The 21519-nt window shown below is 43.1% G+C and carries 19 protein-coding genes; 7 read left to right on the top strand and 12 right to left on the bottom strand.

Features of this window, described 5'->3' with window-relative positions:
* From hfq to tsaE, 4 genes are all read right to left on the bottom strand, one after another.
* The coding region (gene hfq, locus GW12_RS09815; RefSeq protein WP_034587004.1) for an RNA chaperone Hfq at positions 1 to 306 on the bottom strand (306 nt) is incomplete at its 3' end.
* A 92-nt stretch (positions 307 to 398) separates the two neighbouring features.
* Positions 399 to 1343 (bottom strand): tRNA (adenosine(37)-N6)-dimethylallyltransferase MiaA, encoded by a 945-nt coding sequence (gene miaA / locus GW12_RS09810; protein WP_034587002.1) that lies wholly within the window; start codon positions 1341 to 1343, stop codon positions 399 to 401.
* Positions 1344 to 1349: 6 nt separating this feature from the next.
* Positions 1350 to 3350 (bottom strand): DNA mismatch repair endonuclease MutL, encoded by a 2001-nt coding sequence (gene mutL, locus GW12_RS09805; protein ID WP_034587000.1) that lies wholly within the window; start codon positions 3348 to 3350, stop codon positions 1350 to 1352.
* Entirely contained in the window at positions 3340 to 3819 is a 480-nt protein-coding gene (gene tsaE / locus GW12_RS09800) for a tRNA (adenosine(37)-N6)-threonylcarbamoyltransferase complex ATPase subunit type 1 TsaE (protein ID WP_034586998.1), read from the bottom strand. Before tsaE ends, mutL begins: the two co-directional genes overlap by 11 nt.
* Positions 3820 to 3945: 126 nt before the next feature.
* On the opposite strand from tsaE, the gene GW12_RS09795 reads away from it, so the two are divergent.
* The 3 genes from GW12_RS09795 (at position 3946) to GW12_RS09785 (ending at position 5848) form a co-directional block, all read left to right on the top strand.
* Positions 3946 to 4848, top strand: coding sequence for a pseudouridine synthase (locus tag GW12_RS09795; RefSeq protein ID WP_034586996.1), 903 nt, complete (start codon positions 3946 to 3948; stop codon positions 4846 to 4848).
* Between the two features lie 112 nt (positions 4849 to 4960).
* On the top strand, positions 4961 to 5311 hold the full coding sequence (locus tag GW12_RS09790) for a type II toxin-antitoxin system RelB/DinJ family antitoxin (protein ID WP_034586993.1): 351 nt from the start codon (positions 4961 to 4963) through the stop codon (positions 5309 to 5311).
* A 93-nt stretch (positions 5312 to 5404) separates the two neighbouring features.
* Positions 5405 to 5848, top strand: a complete 444-nt coding sequence (locus GW12_RS09785; protein ID WP_034586991.1) for a GNAT family N-acetyltransferase — start codon at positions 5405 to 5407, stop codon at positions 5846 to 5848.
* A gap of 10 nt (positions 5849 to 5858) precedes the next feature.
* On the opposite strand, the gene GW12_RS09780 is transcribed toward GW12_RS09785, so the two are convergent.
* A complete protein-coding gene (locus GW12_RS09780; RefSeq protein ID WP_034586988.1) occupies positions 5859 to 6566 on the bottom strand; it encodes a pseudouridine synthase in 708 nt (235 codons plus the stop codon).
* Positions 6567 to 6703: 137 nt separating this feature from the next.
* On the opposite strand from GW12_RS09780, the gene GW12_RS09775 reads away from it, so the two are divergent.
* The gene (locus GW12_RS09775; protein WP_034586985.1) at positions 6704 to 7159 is read left to right on the top strand and encodes a DUF441 domain-containing protein; all 456 of its coding nucleotides are present in this window, start codon (positions 6704 to 6706) and stop codon (positions 7157 to 7159) included.
* Positions 7160 to 7393: 234 nt separating this feature from the next.
* On the opposite strand, the gene GW12_RS09770 is transcribed toward GW12_RS09775, so the two are convergent.
* From GW12_RS09770 to hrpA, 5 genes are all read right to left on the bottom strand, one after another.
* Positions 7394 to 9109 carry an AAA family ATPase gene (locus GW12_RS09770; RefSeq protein ID WP_034586983.1) on the bottom strand — a complete coding sequence of 572 codons (1716 nt, stop codon included), beginning with the start codon at positions 9107 to 9109 and terminating at the stop codon, positions 7394 to 7396.
* A 53-nt stretch (positions 9110 to 9162) separates the two neighbouring features.
* Entirely contained in the window at positions 9163 to 11208 is a 2046-nt protein-coding gene (locus GW12_RS09765; protein ID WP_034586980.1) for a hypothetical protein, read from the bottom strand.
* Positions 11209 to 11366: 158 nt separating this feature from the next.
* A complete protein-coding gene (locus GW12_RS09760) occupies positions 11367 to 12137 on the bottom strand; it encodes a lysophospholipid acyltransferase family protein (RefSeq protein WP_034586979.1) in 771 nt (256 codons plus the stop codon).
* 15 nt (positions 12138 to 12152) lie between these two features.
* A complete protein-coding gene (locus GW12_RS09755; RefSeq protein ID WP_034586977.1) occupies positions 12153 to 13268 on the bottom strand; it encodes a beta-ketoacyl-ACP synthase III in 1116 nt (371 codons plus the stop codon).
* A 30-nt stretch (positions 13269 to 13298) separates the two neighbouring features.
* Complete coding sequence (hrpA, locus tag GW12_RS09750) at positions 13299 to 17120, bottom strand: ATP-dependent RNA helicase HrpA (RefSeq protein WP_081403485.1); 3822 nt, start codon at positions 17118 to 17120, stop codon at positions 13299 to 13301.
* Between the two features lie 638 nt (positions 17121 to 17758).
* On the opposite strand from hrpA, the gene ahpC reads away from it, so the two are divergent.
* Positions 17759 to 18322 (top strand): alkyl hydroperoxide reductase subunit C, encoded by a 564-nt coding sequence (gene ahpC, locus GW12_RS09745; RefSeq protein ID WP_034586972.1) that lies wholly within the window; start codon positions 17759 to 17761, stop codon positions 18320 to 18322.
* A gap of 78 nt (positions 18323 to 18400) precedes the next feature.
* Here ahpC and GW12_RS09740 read toward each other — a convergent pair whose 3' ends face one another.
* Positions 18401 to 19492, bottom strand: coding sequence for a putative zinc-binding metallopeptidase (locus GW12_RS09740; RefSeq protein WP_034586970.1), 1092 nt, complete (start codon positions 19490 to 19492; stop codon positions 18401 to 18403).
* A gap of 309 nt (positions 19493 to 19801) precedes the next feature.
* Between GW12_RS09740 and GW12_RS09735 the strand changes: the two genes are divergently transcribed.
* A complete protein-coding gene (locus GW12_RS09735) occupies positions 19802 to 20008 on the top strand; it encodes a KTSC domain-containing protein (RefSeq protein ID WP_034586966.1) in 207 nt (68 codons plus the stop codon).
* A 309-nt stretch (positions 20009 to 20317) separates the two neighbouring features.
* On the opposite strand, the gene GW12_RS09730 is transcribed toward GW12_RS09735, so the two are convergent.
* Positions 20318 to 20536, bottom strand: a complete 219-nt coding sequence (locus GW12_RS09730; RefSeq protein WP_034586964.1) for a DUF1653 domain-containing protein — start codon at positions 20534 to 20536, stop codon at positions 20318 to 20320.
* A 233-nt stretch (positions 20537 to 20769) separates the two neighbouring features.
* Between GW12_RS09730 and GW12_RS09725 the strand changes: the two genes are divergently transcribed.
* Positions 20770 to 21519 (top strand): thioredoxin family protein (locus GW12_RS09725; RefSeq protein ID WP_034586962.1); only part of this gene is annotated, 750 nt, incomplete at its 3' end.

The following is a 21519-nucleotide window of genomic DNA, read 5'->3' as shown; positions in this document are numbered from 1 at the left end:
ACCGAAGCCACCTTGACCACCAAAACCAGGTTGACCGCCGAAGCCACCAGCTTGACCACCGAAGCCAGCACCTTGAGCACCAGCAGGCGCACCAGCAGGACGTGGGTTACGTGCAGGAACTACTGTAGAAATCGCGTGTTTGTAAACCATTTGGCTTACAGTATTTTTTAATAATACAACGTATTGGTCAAATGATTCGATATGACCTTGTAGTTTGATACCGTTAACGAGGAAGATAGAAACTGGAATGCGTTCTTTACGAAGGGAATTCAAGAACGGATCTTGTAAAGTTTGACCTTTAGACATTTTATAACTCCAAAAAATTTTAAAATCAGCGCAAAAAACTATCTCTATTTTTCAAATAAAAATTATAAAAAAGATAGTCTGTAAATTTTGCTTTATCCGTAACAGTTTCGCAAGTCTTCTTGCGCCTGCTGCGCTGTAAAATATGTTGTAAATTTATGCTTTTCTTGCAAAGATCTTAACCATGTGTATTGACGTTTTGCAAGTTGTCGTGTTGCAAACAATGCTTTATCTTCCATTTCCCGCTGTTTTTCACGACTTCGATCACTGTTTTTTAAAAATTCGATCGCTTGACGATAGCCAACAGAACGCATAGAAGGGAGATTTTCATCAAAATCGTATTTTTTCATCAATCCTTTGACTTCATTTAAAAATCCGATTTTCCACATTATTTCTAATCGTTTTTCAATGCGCTTGTGCAATTCTAGACGATCTGGCATCAGCGCATAATTATAAAAATTGTATCGATAAGGTTGATTTTTTGGCTGCTCTGCTTGTAGTTTTGTAATCGGCTGACCGGTGAGCTTAAACACTTCTAAAGCACGGATAATACGCTGTTTATCACTCACTTTAAATTTCTGGCCCGCGATTGGATCTACCTCGCAAAGCTCAGCATACACTGCTTCCCAGCCATCCTGTGCTGCTTTCGCTTCGATTTCTGCTCGCACTGCATAATCTGCACTTGGCAAGTTATCTGAGAGCCCTTCAAGCAAGGCTTTAAAATACAGCATAGTGCCACCAACCAGAATTGGAGTTTTACCACGCGCATGCATATCATCAATCAGACGACAGGCATCTGCAACAAAATTGGCTGCAGAGTACACTTCCAGAGGACTAATAATATCAATCAGATGATGCGGGTATTGCTCCAGTTCTGCTTTGGTTGGTTTAGCTGTACCAATGTCCATCTCACGATACACTAGCGCAGAATCTACAGAAATTAATTCAAAATTACCCTGCTCATACAGTTCACATGCCAAAGCGGTTTTACCACTTGCAGTAGGTCCCATCAGGTTGATGACCGGCAATTGATTTGACATGTACAACTACTCTCCTCGAGCAAAAAGTTTATCCAGCTGTGATAGCGGGAAGGCACGCCAAGTTGGACGACCATGATTACACTGGCTGGCAAATTCGGTTTGTTCCATCTGACGCAACAAGGCATTCATTTCAGACAGGCTTAAAATACGGTGTGCACGTACCGCACCATGACAGGCCATACCCGCCAGAATCTGGTCACGTTTCTGCTGCAAGCTCTGTACCTGATCACTGGGATCTAGATCATTCAATAATTCAGGTATCAACGCATCAAAATCCGCTTTAAGTAGAATCGCAGGTACACCACGCACAATCACCTGCTCATCGCCATACTGATCAATCTCCAGACCAAAGCGGGCTAGCTGTTCTTTCAGCTCTTCCACTCGCATGGCCTGCATGCGGCTGATATTCACCACTTTTGGAATGAGCAGTTGCTGAGAAGACCAGAATTCCGGTTTATCCCAAGCCGCTTTCATCTGTTGCAGCACAATGCGTTCATGTGCTGCATGCATGTCGACAATGATCAGGCCTTCAGAGTTTTGCGCCAAGATATAAATCCCGTGCAGCTGGGCAATCGCCATTCCAAGCGGATGCTCATCCACCTTTCGCTGCAGATGTTCATTAAATGACTGTTTAGCTGTTTTTAATTCTGTTTCTGGCATTTCTCTAAGGGGTGCCAGATAACTTTTAAGTGCATTATTCAGTTGCTGTGAACCAGCATAAGACTTGTTGTAATCCTGCGCGTAATTCACCGTCTGTGGACGTGATGATTCAAAATCAGTTAATACGTCCGAAGCTTCTGCTTCTACATAACTTGCATTTGCTTGTGCATTTGTATGCGAACGCATGGCATAAGGTTCAGCTGCCGGCTGATAGGCTGTCATTGCCTGATGCAGACTAAACTGTTCCTGATAACGTGGCTGTGGCGCAATCGGTTGTGACTCAGTTTCAACCTTCATCGCTTGCGCCAGATCTGCACTTGCGGTCTGAAACTGCGCTAAGGTTTCCTTGGCATAGTGACGCACAAATTCATGCACTTCACGTTGATTCAGAAACCGAATTTCATGTTTGGTTGGATGTACATTGACATCAATATTTTCCGGATCCACTTCCAGAAAGAGTAGATAAGCTGCATGCTGGTGTCCATGCAGAATCCCATCATAGGCCATGCGTAATGCATGCGAAATGGTCTTGTCTCGGACGATACGGCCATTCACATAGACATATTGCAGATCAGCCTGTGCACGTGCATCGGATGGATGCCCTAACCAGCCAGACAGCCGCATATTGATACTGTCCGCATCGATCCAGTACGCATTTTCAGTAAACTGCCGACCCAGTAACTGTTGTACACGCTGGAATCGCAGCTCACCGCTATCCGCAATCGGCAGATTCAGTTTGAGGCTTTGGTTATGTTCCAGCACAAAGCGAATATCGAAATGGGTCAAAGCCAGACGGCGTACAATTTCTTCGATATGTCCAAATTCAGTCCCAGGCTTTTTCAGAAATTTACGGCGTGCTGGGACATTAAAGAATAAATCCTGCACCCGGATATGCGCACCTTTAGACGCCGCGACCGGTTGCACTTCCTGATGATCAAAGGCGGTGCCATTGACTTCAACCTGATAGCCAATTCCATCTTCTGCTTGACTGCTGGTCAAGGTTAGTCGCGATACCGCTGCAATAGATGCTAGTGCTTCACCACGAAAACCTAGACTAGTAATCGCGTGTAAATCTTCAGAGGTCTGGATTTTACTGGTGGCGTGACGCATCACTGCTAAAGGTAAGTCTTCCGGATGAATACCACGACCGTTGTCGATAATTTCAATCAGCGTACTGCCACCCTGCTCCACACGGATAATCAGCTCGGTTGCCCCGGCATCGATGGAATTTTCAAGTAGCTCCTTGACCACGGAGGCAGGACGTTCAATAACTTCACCGGCCGCAATCTGGTTGGCCAGCGCAGGATCAAGGGTATGGATACGGCGTACGCTTAAATCATTCGACATGTGGGAATTGCTGCTCCAAAGCCTGTTGTAGTGCTGCACTGGATGAGGTCAGCGTAGCAGTACGCGTCAGCTCATCTTCAGATTTCAAAATTTCGATAACCAGATCAGCTTCAGGAATTTCATCACCACCTTTGGATGGCCATTCAAACAGAAATAATGCATTCGGGGTTTCCAGATAATCACGGATTCCCATTAATTCCAGTTCATATGGATCATTCAGGCGGTATAAATCAAAGTGGAAGATATCTTTGCCCCGAACGTTATAAGGTTCAACGAGGGTATAAGTCGGGCTTTTTACCGAACCCTGATGACCAAGCTGTTGCAAATAATAACGTGTCAATGTGGTCTTGCCTGCGCCCAGATCACCAATCAGATAGATCACACCCGTCGTAAAATTGGCTGCCAGTACCTTGGCCAGCTGCTGGGTATCTTCTTCTTGATTTAAGGAAACGCTAAATGAATAAGGCATATGACTCACGACATGATTCAAAGGAACAAATATGATAGCATCGCCGCAGTTTAAAAGCCTATTCCATGGCCGAAGAAACTGTATTTTTTCATAGCATTTGTTTCCAGATCAGATTTACCGGACACCATGAATACTTCTGCTGAATTTACTCCACCCATGCTCAATGGCGTCAGTGCCAGCAAAGTATTTCTGCAACCGTCCAATGCGGCAACAGTATATGAATATCTCTGCAAGCAGTTTCCGCATATTACAGCCAGCGAATGGCTGTCGCGTTTTCAGGATGGGCTGGTCTATGATGTACAAGGCAATACTTTAACCCTAGACAGTCCATTTCAGGCGAATAGCCACTGTTTCTATTATCGATTTCTGGCGCATGAAACTCATGTACCTTTTGAGCACCAAATCCTTTTTCAAAATGATCACTTTATGGTGATCGACAAGCCGCATTTCCTGACCATGAGTCCAACCGGGCAATATGTACAGGAAACCTTGCTGGTGCGCCTCAAGAAACAGACTGGAATTGAACATCTGACACCAATCCACCGTCTGGATCGGGAAACGGCTGGTGTAGTCCTCATCTCAAAAAATATCGCTTCACGCGGCCTGTATCAACAGCTGTTTGCGACCCGTCAGGTGCAAAAAACCTATCATGCCATTGCGGGCTATAGAGATGATTTAAAATTTCCACATACTGTTCGCCTGCGTATGGATAAGGGCGAGCCCTTCTATACCATGCAGGTTCTCGACGGCGAACCAAATAGTGAAACCGAAATCACGTTATTAACGCATAAAGATCACCTAGCTAAATATGAATTAAAACCACATACCGGCAAACAGCACCAGCTGCGGGTGCATTTAAACTTTTTGGGCATCCCGATTCTGAATGATCCATTTTATCCTATCGTTAAGCATAAAGCTGATGATGACTTCTCTGCGCCACTGCAACTACTCGCCAAACATATTGAATTTATAGATCCGATGAGCAAAGAACTGATGCAATTTTCTTCTAGGCAAGAACTGACATTGTAATGTGTCTGTCATTACGATTTATTTTCAGAATTAAGTGTATAAGGATTGTATTTCAAATGTAATGGATTAAAATGAATGCGAAAAGTTAAGTATTTAAACGCTTGAATATATTATGAGAAAAACAGAAGTCTACCAAATACGCTTGGATTCTCAAGAAAAGAAACAAGCTTTTGCTGTGTTTAAACAATTAGGGATTACGCCAGCACAAGCTGTACGACTATTTTTCAAACAGGTCGTCCTGACTAAATCCATCCCCTTCTCGATTGAAAACCAGAATATCAATCTGGAACAGCTGATTAAGCTACGCAGCAAAATCAAACAGGCAGAAAACAAGCCATTAGCCTCACCTGCATTGGTCGCTGATAGTGCTGAACAGGAAAGCCTAGCGCTTCACAACGATGATGATCATCTGGACCTATTTGAAGAACTGAATGCCATCCTCGGCGAGAGTGACAAAATTTAACACTGTCGCATTTTCAAACAATTTAATACGTTACAGCTCCCCAAACTTCGCTATGCTTCATGTACATAATAATAATCAGACATGGAGTTTTGAATGCTTGTTCGACGCGCTCAGGTAGAAGACCTGCAACAACTTTCAGTATTATTTGATGAATATCGCCAGTTTTATGGGGCATCTTCCAATCAGGAACTTTCCTATCAGTTCCTGAAACAGCGTTTTGAAGACCAGCAGACCGTGATTTTCATCAATACCAAGGATGATATATTTACCGGCTTTATTCTGCTTTATTTAAGATTTTCTTCAGTCGCCTGTTCAACCTATTATGTACTAGATGATGTCTATATCAGTCCACCTTATCGCCGGTATGGCGCAGCAAAACAGTTGATTGATACCGCAATTTTATTTGCTAAACAGGAAAATACTTTGAGGATTAGTCTGGAAACTCAGAAAAATAACTTTCAATCCCATAAACTGTACGAATCAATGGGGTTCATGCGGGATGAGGAATTTGTCACTTTCCATTGTTTCCTGAAATAAAAATCAGGTTTTATTCTTCACGGTATTTTGCCTGAGCCACCTGCTCTTCGGTGAGATAGATCCATTCACCTTCTGACAGATCGTTTAACGATAACTGACCGATCTGGGCACGGTGCAGTTTTTCAACTTTATTTCCTACTGCAGCCAACATCCGTTTCACCTGATGATAGACTCCCTGATGAATGGTCATTTGCAAGCGTTTCTCATCCAGACGTTTTACATCTGTTGCAGCATAAATCCCTTTTTCATTCCGTAGTTCAACCCCTCGTTCAAGCTGCTGAATCTGCTCATCAGATATTGGATCAGAGGTTTCCATTTGGTAGACCTTCGCCACATGTTTCTTCGGATGCGTTAAAGCCTGCAGGAACTGGCCGTCATCAGTAACTAGAAGCAGCCCAGTTGTGTCCTGATCTAGCCGCCCCACACACTGAATCCCACGATTCATAAGCAAATCATCAAACAGGTCAAAGACACTAAAATGATGTGTCGCTTGATGGGAGCATTCATAGCCTTGTGGTTTATTTAATGCAATATAAACCTTTTCACGGTATTGATAGGTTTCCCCATACACACTAAATTCTAGCTGGTTCAGATCGAACTTATGCTTTGGATGATCTATGATTTCGCCCTGGATGCTAACAGCCCCATTCTTAATCAATTGCTGACAATGTTTACGCGAGCCAAAACCCTGTGACTGCAACATTTTTTCCAGAAGCATAAATCTTAATCTCTACGTGTATATTCAACTATTATTGTATACTGAAATGCAGCTTTGCTGATTCAAGTTTATCCCGCATTCGTCTCGCTTGCTAAAAAAGTCTACAATAGTGTGATTCTTCCTCCTTATTTCTTCTTATGTCTCAATTTGATCTGAATTTAGTCGTTCTTCTGATTTTGCTGGCCTGTGGTATTTTTAGTCATAACACCGCGGTCACGATTGCAGCAGCGGTTTTACTGGTTTTAAAAATCACGCCGTTGCATGAAACGCTACTGCCTTATGTACAGGCGCATGGTTTAAATATCGGGGTAATCATTCTGACCATTGGCGTTTTGGCACCGATTGCCAGTGGCAAAATTTCTAGTGACAGCATCCTGAAATCATTTTTAAGCTGGAAATCTTTACTCGCCATTGCAGTAGGCGTTTTTGTGGCCTGGTTGGGAGGACGTGGTGTCAAACTGATGACCAACCAACCAAACATAGTTGCAGGCTTATTAATTGGAACAGTGGCCGGTGTTGCATTCTTACGTGGGGTGCCGGTGGGACCATTAATTGCGGCGGGGATTTTATCGTTATTGATTAGTACGCAATAAATCTTCAACCATAATTATGCAATATCCTTAAAAATTAACATTCTAAAATTAAGAACTGCAAAGTGTTAAATCACATGTAGCGACATGGATGTCGCCGTTCGCTAGGGACACAAGGACGTGTCCTCTAGCGAACAAAGGGGTTTTGTTACTTTTGCCCTGCCAAAAGTAAAAGCCATGCTACACATCACAACTTAAAAATTAATACCTTAATTAAGCACATATAATTTCAAAAGCTTATTCCACAAAAAGCAATGCCAAACGCACCTGATCATAGCCCATCCGCGGACTGGTCAATTCCACAATTGGACGCAACTTGATAGAACCATCCTCATTAAAATGATCAACATCCTGACGCTTAGTCAGACGTTTATAAATCTTGCGCACCTGCTCCACCACTTCTTCACCCGGGTGGGCGACAGAAATATCCAGCCCCTGCTCTTTTTGCAGACGACCAAGGTGATTGATAATCGTCGCTGGGGTCAGGCCACGTTCAGTCGCGATATCCTGAATGTCATAACCTTCCTCAAATAAAGCTCGGGTTTCATCTAGTGTTGCAGCCGCATAATTCTGTTTACCACCATTTTTTGCCAGCTTTTTCTCGTTACGCTGAATTTCAGTTTCATTCAATGTACCGCCACAATGACGGATAAAAGCTTTATGCTGTACAGTCAGATCAATATTTTCGAAGTGAATTTCAGCTTCTTCTGATAGTTCCTGAAAACGTCGGTCTGCTTTGATCGCCAGACTATCCAGTTCTAGGGCCTGTTCATTAAAGCCTTTTAGTCTTAAACCGTCTAAAGATTTTAGACGGGATAGTGCGACATAACCCTGGCCTTTTTCAAAGGTATGGCTCAGGTCAATTTCTGCAGCTTCCAGAGTCATGCCCTGAGATTTATGGATAGTAATTGCCCAGGCCAGACGTAGTGGAATCTGCTGGAAGCTGGCAATCACTTTACCGGCTTCATTTTCTACAGACCAGGTTTCTGGCTCGACCAGTAGCGTTGTACCATCAGTCAGCTTGACCTTAGGCAGCACTCCAAACTCATCATCATCTTCAAAACCCACTACCTCGCCGAGACTGCCATTGATATAGCCCAAGTCAAAGTTGTTTTTTACAAACATGACTTTGGCATGTTTTTTCAGACTCAGGGTTTCTGGTGCTCGTACGGAAGATTTCAGGGTTTCAATCAGTTTTTCATTTCCATCACAGCGCGCATCAAACTGACGTGGCTCATTGTCAATTTCATTCAAATGACGGAAGTTAATGCTGTCCACATCCATATTGTGAGTATATAGACGTGTATAAGTCTCGCCAATATTCTGGTTGCGGGTTGACTGTAAGGCTGCACGATGTTCCGGGCCAATCGCCTGTGCACGAATCGCATTCAGAATATCGTTGAGATAGTCATTACCCTGACGGTGCTGTTCAGTTAGATAACAGACGCGAAATTTCGCTTCGACCCAGGCTTCGGACATAAAACAGAACTTGTCGCGGTTACGCTCCTCATTTTTACCGACTGGTGGCAACTGAAAGAAATCTCCTGCCACAATCACTTGAATCCCGCCAAAGGCTTCTTCAGATTCTTTAAAATATTTGAGGACCTGATTGACTAGATTCAGCTGCTTGGCATGCAGCATTGAAATCTCGTCAATAATCAGAACCTGTGCATTTTCCAGATGTTCCTTCAAATACTTGCGCTCTTTCATGCGCTTTAAGTCTTCTTCAGAAAGAAAATCCTTGATGCCAATGCCAGCCCAGGTGTGAATGGTCATGCCATTCATATGTGTCGCTGCAATACCGGTGGAAGCCGTAATCGCCACCGATACCTTACGCGCTTTGAGGTAATTAATATATTGATTCAGGGTATAGGTTTTCCCTGCACCAGCCGAGCCTGTCAGAAATACATTTTCGCCCGCTTTAAGTAACTTGAGTGCAGTTTCCTGTTTCATATGACCTATACCGTGAAAGAACGGCTATAGCCTAACGACTTTTCCAGCAAAAGTTAAGCATTCACATCCAAATCTGTTTCCCGACACGACGTAGCCAGTCGTTGATTCAACCAGTCAGTAAATTCTTTAGCGATGTGGATATATTGCGGTTCAGCTTTTTGGTTATTTGGGTATTCCAGCTGATCAAAAATGAGTTGCCTATCCTGCACATTACAGCCGAGCAATAATGGAACAGACAGGCTCCCATAACTAACATAAAAAGCCACATATTCCCCTTCGATAATACGCTTCGCATAGCTAGCAGCCAAACAGTTTCGAAAACTCCTAGTCTGCTCAATGATCTGGTCGATGGTCTTAAGCTCCTGGAATGTCCAGTCCCGATAATAAATACAAGGCTCAGTCGTTAAACTTTTCCAGTCACGCAAAGCAAAATCTTTTTTTAATCGCTCAATGATTTCCTGCTTCTGAATCTGGGTATGCCAAGCCACTGCCTGATTAAATAATCCTTTCCAAGTCAGGTTCTTTGAAATATGAGTGTGCTGAATAAGATATTCCGCCAGATAATCTCGCACATAGCTGTCAAAAACTGATTCACGGATATTACCATCCTGTAAATAGAACAGCTGCCGAAACTCGCTTAACTTAATCCGGTGACGTTGTAATTCTGCATAGAAATCACGATCCTGCTGGTTTGAAGGATGAATATATTGCTGTACAGTTTCTGGTAAATGTATGGTGATTTTATGTAGATGCTGCAGATACGCCTGCATTACCCGACTTAAGCCTAGATAAACTTTCTTGATGCTCTGATCATCCATATTCACTACATCCCGCATCAAGCCCATCCATTCATCCAGATACAAAATTGAGGGACTAATCGCAATGCGGTGATCATTAACCGACTGACGTGTACCTTTTAACACCACGGACTGGTTCTGTGGATGCTGAAACCATTTGTGTTCAATCGCATATTGATAAACACTATGAATAAACAGTCGTGCCGAAACATACTGAAAGTATTGTAGAGTCGCCAGAATCACCTGTGGGTGCACTTGATGGGTATCCAAAAAACTGATCGCGGTCACAGCAACCCGCACACTACTATGCTGGATATTCATGCTGATCCAGTCCAGCACTTCGGCTGATTGACGGAATAACCAGTTCACCACACGGCTGCAATCAAATAGCGGTAATTTAGCAACTTTTTTCTGCCATAGCTGGTTGTTGCGTTCCAGAAAATGTTTTTTGCTGAGCAGGTCATCTCGCCTCCACATTTCCCGGTTCATCAGACGTGCGAAACCTAACAGATGAGGATGCTCCTGCGCATGTCGAAACAGTAACTCAATATCATGCACATGCTCATTCAGCTCATGCAGATTAAAACGTTCTTCAAAAGATAGGCTGATGATACAGTAAATTGCTGGATGCAGAAATTGCGGTGCACTAAAGCAGAATTCATCCAGGCTATGCATCAAACTCTGGATTGGTAAGAAATCCGATGGCACTAGATATTCCAACGTAAAGATTTTCTGGATCAGTTGTAAAAGTTGCTGTGGTAATTCCCGGCCAGACAACACGTATTGCTGCAGATAGGGTGTGGTATAAGTACTTGTCTCTATCATCACCTGATCAATCAGTTCAGCTTCGGCAAGTGAAATCTGCTTAAGAAACTCAGCAACTCGTTCTGGGCCATTGACCCAGCTATAGACCTGTTCAATAAACAATTTACGCAACTTTTGAGCTTTATCTCTTAAAAAAGGGGAATGTTGCGGTTTTTGATCACCGGTCAGGAAATAGATATCTTGCAGGAAAAATTCTTCCAGATTTTCAGATTTGACCTGCTGATTATGAAAATGCGGTTCAGCCAGTAATTTTGCGCTGCCCTCCTGAATCTGTTGTGGTGTATTGAATTGAATATGAAACAGAGCATTCGCCAGTACAATTCGATGCTGCTCACGATCCAGCTTAAACATGTTTTGAGCATTGACATGCTTCACCAGAGCCAACTGGTCTTGGTAAAACTCATACAGCAACGGAGAAATACGAAGCAGCTGTGTAGCCAGCTGTTGATACTGCGGTACTAAACGGTCCTGTTCCATACACGTACCTAAAAGAATGGATGACATCATTTAATCATATTCGTACTACGCAACACAGACCAATTAAGAAAATTGGAACTCACTGCAAATCACAAAACTCCAGCAAGCAGTAAAACAGTTCACAATTAATATGACTTTATTTTTTATTTAAGTCAGTTCTAAGACTTATGCTGATTCAGATCAGCTGCCCGAATCTCTTTTAAGTTATCGAGTGCATGATAGATCTGTTGCTGAATCTGCTCGCGAAAAAGTACCAAATCCTGCTGGTTTTGAATTTCAGGAATCACCTGACGAGGCTGAAACTGAAAATAGAAAGGAACCCGTTTAGGAAACGGATTTTTAGGTAAGGATGGAATGACATCCCCTTTACGTAGTAGCTTGTTCAATGCAGGGACTTTAAGAATTTTCTGGAAGTATTTGTTTTCTACAATATGACGCGCATCAAAACCGATCTCAAAAATTTCGTCACCGCCAAGCGCGGCAAAAGGCACGATATCGTAACCAAATTCTTGTGCCAGTTTTAAAAAGCCATAGCGTTCTTTCCAGATCAGCTGGTATTGCTCGCCTTCGCGTTTCAGCACTTCGCGACCACCACCGGGAAAGACTAAAATCGAATACCCTTGTCGCATGACTTCACGTACATATTCACGTATGCCATCAATTGCGCCAAACTTTTTAAAAATCTCTCGCCACAGCGGAATATAAAAATGGCTGTGATCGGCAATACTGACCACAGCCACTTTGTGTTCGTTGTAGAGGTAATCAATAACCAGTGGAGAATCGAATACTCCATAGATCGAATGATTACCCACATACATTGCAGGTCGCGAAGCATCGATATGCTCAGCACCGAGAAAAGTCGGTGTGAAATACAGCTTGGCTAAACTGCTTAAGCGTTTAATCCAAGCTGCATCATGCTTGACCTGCAAGATATAAATTCCTACTTAGGCCACAACGTGCTTTTTCACAAGGATTGAGCCTACAGAGTAGCCCGCACCGAATGAACACAATACGCCATATTCGCCATCATTCACTTCATGTGCAGTGCGGTGCAATGCAATGATCACACCTGCAGATGAAGTATTTGCGAATTCGTCCAGAATCAACGGAACCAGTTCTGACTTCGCGTGTTCTTTGCCCACGATCAGTTTTAGGATCAGCTCATTCATGTTCACGTTGGCTTGGTGCAACCAGAAACGTTTGACATTGGTTGGATCAATATTGTTCTTTTCCAGTTGCTTAGTGATCATCTTGGCAACAAGAGGACAAACTTCTTTGAACACTTTACGACCGTCCTGACGGAAACGGTTGTTGTCGATGTCTGCATCCACTTCGCTCATGTTCAGGTAACCGAAGTTATTACGGATATTGTTGGAGAACTGGGTGAACAGCTCAATATCTTCAACTTCGAAACCAGTTTTAGTTTCAGTATCTTCAATGATTGATGCAGTCGCAACATCACCAAAGATAAAGTGACAATCGCGTGAACGGAAATCAGTATGACCAGAAGTAATCTCTACGTTAACCAGCAAGACACGACGCGCGCCTGATTTGATCGCATCAGCAGCTTGTTTGATCCCGAAAGTTGCTGCAGAACATGCTACGTTCATGTCATAAGCATAACCTTGAATACCCAAAGCAGTCTGGATTTCAATCGCAACTGCCGGATAAGCACGTTGGATGTTCGAACATGACAGAATCACCACATCGATGTCTTCTGCAGTTACGCCTGCATTCTCCATCGCCTGTTTAGCTGCAGCCACGCCCCACTCTGCCTGAATAGACAGTTCGTCGTTAGAACGTTCATGCAATAAAGGACGAAGACGTTTTGGATCCAGAATACCGCTTTTTTCAGCTACATAACGGCGTTTGATGCCTGAAGCTTTTTCAATAAATTCTGCACTAGAACCACGCAATGCTTCAATTTCGCCCGCAGCGATCTTTTCCGCATTGACCTGGTTAAACTGTTCCACATAAGCATTTAAACTTTCAACTAACTCTTCATTGGTAATAGAATGTTCAGGATGGAACAGACCAGTACCTGTAATGCGGATGCCCATGTAAAACTCCTTTTAGAAATTACTCATATCTTAACTGATTCCAAGACGATCCCATACTTTTTGTAGGCGATTCGGAGAAACAGGCGCTTTAGTTTTCATCGGTTGTGAAAATAAAGAGATCCGTAATTCCTCGACCATGAAATACAGTTCTTTCAGGCGAGCGTCATTTTTAAATTTGAACAATTTTTCCATCCAAGGGTCGATTTGATCAATGGCAGAATCATCCCTTTGCAGATTATTTGGCAAACGGTCAAGTCGCAAAAGCAGCGCTTTTAGGTAGCGCGGAAATTCGATCCAGACGTCCGTCGGCTTGCTATAAACAAAGTCGGCCAAATTCATCAAATCGAGCTGATCCTCAATATCATCAATATTCTTACCAAAGACAGAATCGTCTAAAACCAAGAGTTTCCGGCGAATTTCCTGCCACTGGGTATAAATATCAGTGATATCTTTCAGCGCAGTCTGACCATGAGTTAAGAAAGATTTTTTTACATCTTCAACTAACTTTTGGAACTCTTGCGCATTGACAGGCAGCTCATTTATGGACAACTGTAGTGTGGCATAAACTAACATTTGTTCCAACTTCGCTTTGTCGCCAAGTGGTGAATAAGCCAAAGCCAACGGTTTGGAAATCTGTTTTTTCAGTTGACGCACCAGATCACCGAGCTGCATATGCACCAGTCGGATCACCCCGGCACGGTGCTGACGAATCGCTTCAACCTGATCGTTAAAGGTCTGGATCACCACACCGGATTCATCTTTTTGCTCTAATGCAGCGAAGTCTTTGGTCGGTACCAGTGCCTGATACTGCTTCACGACAACGCCTGTCACTTTTTGCGAAGCTTCAAAGACAAAGTTTTCAGGAAAAGTCGTATGTTCACCTTTAAGTTGTTTTACCGGACTATGGGTTTCCGTACGGCAACGGGCCTTCTGTTCATCCAGATCACGACCCTGTTCGATCACACGACCTTTCTCGTCAATTACCTTAATTAAAGGCAACAAATACTGCTCGACCCGCTCAAAAGAGAAGTCTTTTTCTGTGATCTGTTCACCACGCAACTGGAATGCCAGGAAACTAAAAATATGTTGTTGCAGATGTGTTGCATCAATGCGTGACAGCAACTTATGCACAGTATCCGGAATCGGTACCAGATTACGGCGTTTATCTTTCGGCAAGGCTTTTAACAAGGCTTCGATTAGCTCTTCACGCCAGCCCGGAATGCCCCAAGACCAGATATTTTCATCCACCTGTGGCAAAGCTTGCACCGGAATGCGAACCGTTGCACCATCTTCATCATGGCTTGGATCAAAACGATAGCTCACTGCCAGACGTAACTCGCCATTGCGCAGATAGTCCGGGAACTGCTGCGTTGTCGGACGGTCATTCATCCACAGTGCATCATCATCCACAAACAGATAACGTGGATTTTGCGGTTCAACCGTCGCGCGCCAGTCTTCAAAGCTACGGCGACTCGCTACCTCTGGCGGCACTTTAGAGGCATAGAACTGATAAATGGTTTCTTCATCCACGACCAGATCCCGACGGCGCAGTTTGTCTTCGACCCGTTCTACTTCCTCAAGCTTTAACAAGTTATGCTTTAGAAATGGCGGCATGATGCCTAGGTTACCGGTGGTCAGTGCATCGCGCAGGAAGATTTCATGCGCTGCAACCTGATCCACTTTTTCATAATTCACCTGACGTTTTGGCTCAATGATCAGGCCAAACAAGGAAATCTGGTCATAGGCATTTACCACACCTGCTTTTTTCGACCAGTGCGGTTCAAAATAATGATGTTTGACCAGATCACGCGCCGCCAGCAAAATCCATTCCGGTTCGATCTTTGCCAAAGTCCGCAGATAAACTTGTGAGGTTTCCACCATCTCGAAAGCCATTACCCACGGGGTATTGGTTTTGTGCAAAGTAGATGCTGGGAATACACGTGCTTTCTGCTGACGCACCGCCATAAACACGTTACGCTCATCAGTCTTGTTAGCAATAAACGATAATAGTCCGGTCAATAAGGCACGGTGCAAGTTTTCATAGCTAGCTTTCTTTTCATTAAAGGACAGCTTTAAGCCTTTAGCTAAATCAACCAGCTGTTCATGGGTTTTCTTCCACTCACGCAAACGCAACCAGCTGAGGAAGTGATTACGCGCAAAAGTACGGCGCTTGTTCTCACTCATGTTTTCGCGATTGTCGTGCAGCGTTTCCCACAACTTGATATAGAACAGGAAGTCTGAATCTGCTTCACGGAACAAGGCATGTTTCTGATCTGCCTGCATCTGTTTGTCAGCTGGACGTTCACGCGGGTCCTGTACCGCCAACGCTGCGACAATGACTAGCGCTTCATTTAAGGCACCAAAATGCGCACCCCCAAGAATCATCCGTGCCAGACGCGGATCGATCGGCATTTTTGCCATCTGATAACCAATCTTGGTTAGTTCATTTTTCTTCTCGGATAAAGCACCTAGTTCAATCAGCAGCTTACGACCATCATTCACCAGTCGGTGATCTGGTGGCTCAATAAAATCGAACTCTTCTAATGAACCCAATTTCAGGCTCTGCATCTGCAGAATCACGGATGCCAGGTTGGTCCGCTTGATTTCCGGTTCGGTAAACTCTGGACGGCTTAAAAAATCTTCTTCTGAATAGAGTCGAATACACACACCCGGTGCAATACGGCCACAACGTCCTTTACGCTGGTTCGCTGCTGCCTGGGAAATGGCTTCGATTGGCAAACGCTGTACGCGGGAACGGTAGCTATAACGTGAAATACGGGCAAAACCACTATCAATCACATAACGGATATTCGGTACAGTCAGGGCGGTTTCTGCCACGTTGGTGGCAATAATGATACGTCGCCCACCACCCGATGGATTGAAAATTTTCTGCTGTTCTGCCAATGCCAGACGTGCATACAGTGGCAAGACTTCAGTGTGTCGTGGGCCATGCTTGATCAGGGTTTCCTGTAGTTCACGAATTTCCTGTTCGGTACTGGCGAAAATCAGGATATCGGCATGTTCCGGATGACCTTTCTCTTGTGCATCCTGAAGACATTCTTCTACAGCTGCAACAACAGCACGTGGCAGGTTTTCTTCGAAATCATCAAACTCGTCGTCATCACTGCCACCAATGGTCATTTCGGAAATTGGACGGTAACGCACTTCCACAGGATAGCTACGCCCTTCCACTTCGAAAATTGGGGCACCATTAAAGTAGTTACTAAAACGGTTTACATCCAGCGTTGCTGAGGTGATGATGACTTTCAGATCTTTACGGCGTGGCAGTAACTGCTTCAGATAGCCCATGATGAAGTCGATGTTCAGCGAACGTTCATGTGCCTCATCGATAATGATGGTGTCGTATTTGGTTAGGAATCGGTCATTGGCCAGTTCTGCCAACAGAATACCATCCGTCATCAAACGGACAATCGAATCCTGTGAGCCCTGTTCATTAAAACGGACTTTAAAGGAAATTGATTCACCGAGTTTTTCACCCACTTCTTCGGCAATACGCTGCGATACGCTCCGCGCTGCCAAACGACGCGGCTGGGTATGACCAATCAGACCGGTTAATCCACGACCTGCCAGCATGGCAATTTGAGGGAGCTGAGTCGTTTTACCAGAACCGGTTTCACCCGCAACAATAATGACCTGATGTTTCTGGATCGCTTCAATCAGCTTATCGGCATACTGGGTAACCGGCAAGTCCTGGTTTAGCTTGATATTGGGAATGCGCTCGACACGTTCCAGCACTTTAAGATGGGATTTTTCAAATAATTCCTGATACTGCTTTTCGTTGGCATCTTTACCTTTTCGTAAACGATTTAAACGGTGAAGGTCTCGTGCCATCACCAGATTTTCGACATTTAAATCTCTCGCAGCCAAGTCAGCGTCCTATCCCAATTCCAAAACACAATATTCTACTCACTTTCATGCATTTTCCCAACGAACTTATCTCAGTAGTTCTGCGGTATTTCAGTCAGCATAAATGAAGTGAACTCAGTTAATGGGGCTATTTATACAGATCACAAGTTTTTCCATATCTTTCCCATTTTCCGAATTAAACGTTGATAAGCATCTTTTCTTAGTTTTATGCACGATCATATAAAATGCTTAGGCTATTTTTAATATTTACCTTTAGAAACAGTTTGCTCTAAAAATAAGCATCACATCCTTTAATTCAAAAAATCCAAACCATTCATTTCAATAAATTTATTTAAATTTTTTTTGATTTTTTTAAGTTTTGCCCTTGAATTTTATCCTTTAAAGCTGCATGTTCTTAAGCGGGTTGATGACTGGACATTTTTGTCATCCAGACAGCGTGTTGCTGTGCGAATGAACATAACGATGACATGGGTAAATTGGCGGTTTTATTACATAATTCGGTTTTTCCGATTTTTGTAATGTAAAAATACCATTTTAGCTAAGGCCCAAAGTTCGATACTCTTACTGAAAATTAAAGACTAACCTCAATCATGGAGACAATGATGAGCTTGATTAATACTGAAGTTAAACCTTTCAAAGCACAAGCATTCCAAAACGGCAAATTCATCGAAGTTACTGAAGCTGACCTTAAAGGCAAATGGTCTGTAGTATTCTTCTATCCAGCTGACTTCACTTTCGTTTGCCCAACTGAACTAGGTGACCTTGCTGACAACTACGAAGAATTCAAAAAACTTGGTGTTGAAATTTACTCAGTTTCTACTGACACTCACTTCACTCACAAAGCTTGGCACGATTCTTCTGAAGAAATCAAAAAAATCCAATACGTAATGGTTGGCGATCCTACTTGGACTCTTGCTAAAAACTTCGAAGTGCTAATCGAAGCTGACGGCCTTGCAGATCGTGGTACTTTCGTTATCGATCCAGAAGGTAAAATCCAAATCATCGAAATCAACGCTGGCGGTATTGGCCGTGACGCTCAAGAACTGCTTCGCAAAGTTAAAGCAGCTCAATACGTACACGCTCACCCAGGCGAAGTTTGCCCAGCTAAATGGAAAGAAGGCGACGCAACTCTTGCTCCTTCAATCGACCTAGTTGGTAAAATCTAATCTGTATTAGATTGAACTGATTAAAAAAACCACGCCTTGGCGTGGTTTTTTTATTGCACGAATTTTTAAAGGGAATATTTAAGCAACCTTTCGCTGTGCACTGGCAGTTTTCTGAATGACATCATGAATGAATTTCAGTTTCTGCTGTACCACCGGATTAATCAGGAAAGGATAAAAGTCCTCCTGCCCCATGCTCCGATTCAGGCTATTCATAGCAAAGGCTACCGGTAACCAGGCCTGATAGATTTCATCAAAATCGTAGCTGTAATACGGGTTAATCGGTTGAGACAAGACCATCAACTGGTCATTCTGCTCATCTACCACATGCGGGCGAATTTGAATCCCGAAAGAATCAGCAGTCTCTAACACATCCACAATATGCAGGTAATGCGCCCAGGTTTCCGCCCAGTCTTCCCATGGATGCATAGTGGCATAAGTACTGATATAGCGCTCTGTCCAGTCAAACGGTGGACCTTGATGATAGTGCCGGTCTAAGGCTTCTTGATAATCCATGCGCTCATCGCCAAACAGCTCCCGGCACGGTTCCAGAAACTCTGTGTTATCCACCAGCACATCCCAGTAATAATGCCCGATTTCATGACGAAAATGTCCTAATAAAGTCCGGTAAACTTCCTCCATATTTTTGCGTTCCATTGCGCATTCTACGTCATCTGCTTCAGCAATGTTTAGGGTAATCACACCATTGTCATGCCCTGTCATTACCTTGGGTTCATCCGGACTGTTGGGATTGGCTTTAAAGTCAAAAGCCAAACCAGATTCTGGATTGTCCAGACGCGACTGAATCGGTAATTTCCAGCGCAGTAATGAATACACTAAACGATGCTTAGCCAGTTCAATTTTGTGCCAGCGCTGGCGATACTGTGGTTCGTTTAGATTTGGAATAATACGGTTTAAGCAACAGGCCAGACAAAAATCGTGCGGATCTTCTTCTGGGATGACCCAGTTACAAACTCCATATTGCGCATTAGAACAAAGTCGATAGTTGGCTTGAGTATCTGATTCAATATAAAGAGTACCTTCCTGATTGGGTTCCAATGCCACCATCTGCATGTTCGAACTGTCAAACCCCAGGACATGATTGCAGGCCATACATAAATTATTATCAAAATAAACAGGTTGACGACAGTGGGAGCATTTAAATAATTGCATGATGCTAAAACTCGATTTGGTTTTTATTTTGCCTTCATCTTAGAGCAGATTTTTTCAACAACCTTAAAGTTTTTGTAGTGTTTTCTTTCATTCCGTATCCGGAATGAGCATATTTTTTGCTTGTGTAATTGATGCTAGTAGGTAGATGATAGAAAGAAAACACTTTCGCCATTTTCTGTCTGAAATTAGTAGAAAAATATAAGGAGAAATTACAAAACAACGCTATAGAAATTAGTATTCGCGATTTAAGTTCAAGACATAGACCGATAAGAATTAAACCTAAATCCTCAATTTTATTGGAGGTGTAGTATGGCTCTACTTTTAACGGTAATTTCCTGGAAATATAATGCTTCTAGCCGACACCTGAAAATTTTTTATAACAACGGATTGGCCGAGCTTTATCACCCTGTACCTGAATATATTTATGACAATCTGCTCAGGCGCGATGACAAGGCCGCGTTTATCAAAAAATACCTGGAATATGATTTAAATTTCACCCGAATTTACAGTGCTTAATTGTAACCTTATTGATAACTCAGCAATAACAGCCCGGCACCCATATTCACGGTTGAAGCAATAAACCGTCAATCAGCATCGACTAGCGCCTTAAATCCGATGACTTGATCGGCATGCGACTATACATTTCCTACCACCAGCAAACTGCCCTGCTGCTTGAGCAATTGCAGCAGGTCTTTCCAATAGATTCTGGTTCACTATTACGATAATGCAATAAATGCTCACTCATCAAACGTGCATAAAGTTCATACAATGTATATAAAGATCTCAAGCTTGATCGATGATGATCTTCTTTCTACCTTTGGATGTTTATTCTGGAATGACCAGTTTAAAACGCTCCAGCTCGCGGTCATCATCTAAAGTAATGGTTTCAGTAAACATACTGAGTGGACGCACCCAAATCGAATAATCACCATATAGGCATTGATAAACCACCAGTTTTTCTTCAGTTTCACTGTGGGTCGCGACATGTAAAACTTGATAAAGTTTACCCTTGTAATGTTGATAAATACCGCGCTGAAGTTGCATCGTTATACTCTTTCATTTTGGAAATGATCATCTTAACTAAAAATTGGCTTTAAACCAGAACAACACTTGAAATTTCCATTATTACCCCGATATAACACTGAAATTAATGATGAAATTTTCATTTTATCTGAAAATTCGATTGAATAAATAAAAACTACCTGTTTTACCTATTCAACCATTTCGCTTAATATGACTTCATCGAATGAATAATTACTCCTTTGGAGACGTTAGCAATGTTAGATCAAAATACAACAGCTCAACTTAAAACCCTTTTGGAACGCCTTGAAGGCCCAATCGAATTAGTTGCAACTCTGGATGCTTCTGACAAATCTGCCAAAATCAAAGAACTGGTAGAAGAAATCGCTGCGCTTTCACCACAAGTAACTGCACGTTTCGATGGTCAAAACAAACGTGCACCAAGCTTCGGTGTGGCAAAAGCTGGTGAACAGCCTCGTGTGTTCTTTGCAGGCTTGCCAATGGGTCACGAGTTCACATCTTTGATTCTGGCATTGCTACAAACTTCTGGTTATGCACCGAAAGTTTCTGATGAAGTTTTACAGTCTATTAAAGACCTGAATATCAAATCAGATTTTGATGTGTTTGTTTCTTTAAGCTGCCATAACTGTCCAGATGTGGTTCAGGCTTTGAATCTGATTGCGATTTACAACCCTGGCACAACTACGACCATGATCGATGGTGCTTTCTTCCAGGAAGAAGTGGAAGAACGCAAAATTATGGCAGTACCAATGGTATTCCAGGACGGTGAACACATCGGCCAAGGTCGTATGACTTTAGAAGAAATCATTGCCAAACTGGACACTAACTCTGCAGCCAAAGAAGCTGAAAAACTCAATGCTAAAGATGCATTTGATGTGCTTGTCATCGGTGGTGGCCCTGCAGGCAACACTGCAGCGATCTACGCAGCACGTAAAGGTATTAACACTGGCATCGTAGCTGAACGCATGGGCGGTCAGGTGATGGAT

The sequence above is a fragment of the Acinetobacter sp. HR7 genome (genome assembly GCF_000773685.1).
GTDB classification, from domain to species: domain Bacteria; phylum Pseudomonadota; class Gammaproteobacteria; order Pseudomonadales; family Moraxellaceae; genus Acinetobacter; species Acinetobacter thermotolerans.
The sequence above is the reverse complement of the archived record's forward strand: the minus strand, read 5'-3'. Positions and strand labels throughout refer to the sequence as shown.